The 2091-nt window shown below is 47.7% G+C and carries 1 tRNA gene and 1 rRNA gene; both read left to right on the forward strand.

Annotated elements, in window-relative coordinates:
- Positions 1 to 51 precede the first annotated feature (51 nt).
- Positions 52 to 1571: ribosomal RNA gene (locus GILLI_RS14195) — 16S ribosomal RNA — on the forward strand.
- A gap of 191 nt (positions 1572 to 1762) precedes the next feature.
- Positions 1763 to 1836 (forward strand) — tRNA-Ile (locus tag GILLI_RS14200).
- Positions 1837 to 2091 lie beyond the last annotated feature (255 nt).

The following is a 2091-nucleotide window of genomic DNA, read 5'->3' on the forward strand; positions in this document are numbered from 1 at the left end:
ATCTATCGTTATAAAATTGATCTTAGTAATTGTTACATTATTTAAAGATTAACGATGAAGAGTTTGATCCTGGCTCAGGATGAACGCTAGCGGCAGGCTTAACACATGCAAGTCGAGGGGTAACAGGGTGCTTGCACCGCTGACGACCGGCGCACGGGTGCGTAACGCGTATACAATCTACCTTATAGAGGGAAATAGCCCAGAGAAATTTGGATTAATGCCCCATAGTATTATTGAATAGCATTATTTAATAATTAAACATTTATGGCTATAAGATGAGTATGCGTTCTATTAGCTAGATGGTAAGGTAACGGCTTACCATGGCTACGATAGATAGGGGTCCTGAGAGGGAGATCCCCCACACTGGTACTGAGACACGGACCAGACTCCTACGGGAGGCAGCAGTGAGGAATATTGGACAATGGGCGGGAGCCTGATCCAGCCATGCCGCGTGCAGGAAGACGGCCCTATGGGTTGTAAACTGCTTTTACAGAGGAAGAAACACTCCTACGTGTAGGAGCTTGACGGTACTCTGCGAATAAGGATCGGCTAACTCCGTGCCAGCAGCCGCGGTAATACGGAGGATCCAAGCGTTATCCGGAATCATTGGGTTTAAAGGGTCCGTAGGCGGGACAATCAGTCAGCGGTGAAAGTCTGTGGCTCAACCATAGAATTGCCATTGATACTGTTGTTCTTGAATACTTATGAAGTGGTTGGAATATGTAGTGTAGCGGTGAAATGCATAGATATTACATAGAACACCGATTGCGAAGGCAGATCACTAATAAGTCATTGACGCTGATGGACGAAAGCGTAGGTAGCGAACAGGATTAGATACCCTGGTAGTCTACGCCGTAAACGATGGTTACTAGCTGTTCGGGAGCAATCCTGAGTGGCTAAGCGAAAGTGATAAGTAACCCACCTGGGGAGTACGTTCGCAAGAATGAAACTCAAAGGAATTGACGGGGGCCCGCACAAGCGGTGGAGCATGTGGTTTAATTCGATGATACGCGAGGAACCTTACCAGGGCTTAAATGTAGTTTGACCGATTTGGAAACAGATCTTTCGCAAGACAAATTACAAGGTGCTGCATGGTTGTCGTCAGCTCGTGCCGTGAGGTGTCAGGTTAAGTCCTATAACGAGCGCAACCCCTGTTGTTAGTTGCCAGCGAGTAGTGTCGGGAACTCTAACAAGACTGCCAGTGCAAACTGTGAGGAAGGTGGGGATGACGTCAAATCATCACGGCCCTTACGTCCTGGGCCACACACGTGCTACAATGGTAGGGACAGAGAGCAGCCACTGGGCAACCAGGAGCGAATCTATAAACCCTATCTCAGTTCGGATCGGAGTCTGCAACTCGACTCCGTGAAGCTGGAATCGCTAGTAATCGCATATCAGCCATGATGCGGTGAATACGTTCCCGGGCCTTGTACACACCGCCCGTCAAGCCATGGAAGCTGGAAGCACCTGAAGTCCGTCACCGCAAGGAGCGGCCTAGGGTGAAGCTGGTAACTGGGGCTAAGTCGTAACAAGGTAGCCGTACCGGAAGGTGCGGCTGGAACACCTCCTTTCTAGAGAATTGCCTTTTTAAGTAGGGCATTCGCAATTGCTATACAAGGAAGACCTCAGAGTTTTTTCTTGTCTTGATTCGCTGTCAATTTAAATATATCTTTTATAAAAAAATGTATAGTGTATACTGTATATTGGGAATGTTGGAAATGACATTATACAATATTCAATATACAACATACATCGAAAAAAGAGTCTCATAGCTCAGCTGGTTAGAGCGCTACACTGATAATGTAGAGGTCGGCAGTTCGAGTCTGCCTGAGACTACAAAGTCGAAGACAGACGAGAAGTTTATCCCGAGCGAAGTCGAGGGAAGTCTGCCTGAGACTACAAAGTCGAAGACAGACGAGAAGTTTATCCCGAGCGAAGTCGAGGGAAGTCTGCCTGAGACTACAAAGTCGAAGACAGACGAGAAGTTTATCCCGAGCGAAGTCGAGGGAAGTCTGCCTGAGACTACAAAGTCGAAGACAGACGAGAAGTTTATCCCCGAGCGAAGTCGAGGGAAGTCTGCCTGAGACTACA

The sequence above is a fragment of the Gillisia limnaea DSM 15749 genome (assembly GCF_000243235.1).
Taxonomy (GTDB): domain Bacteria; phylum Bacteroidota; class Bacteroidia; order Flavobacteriales; family Flavobacteriaceae; genus Gillisia; species Gillisia limnaea.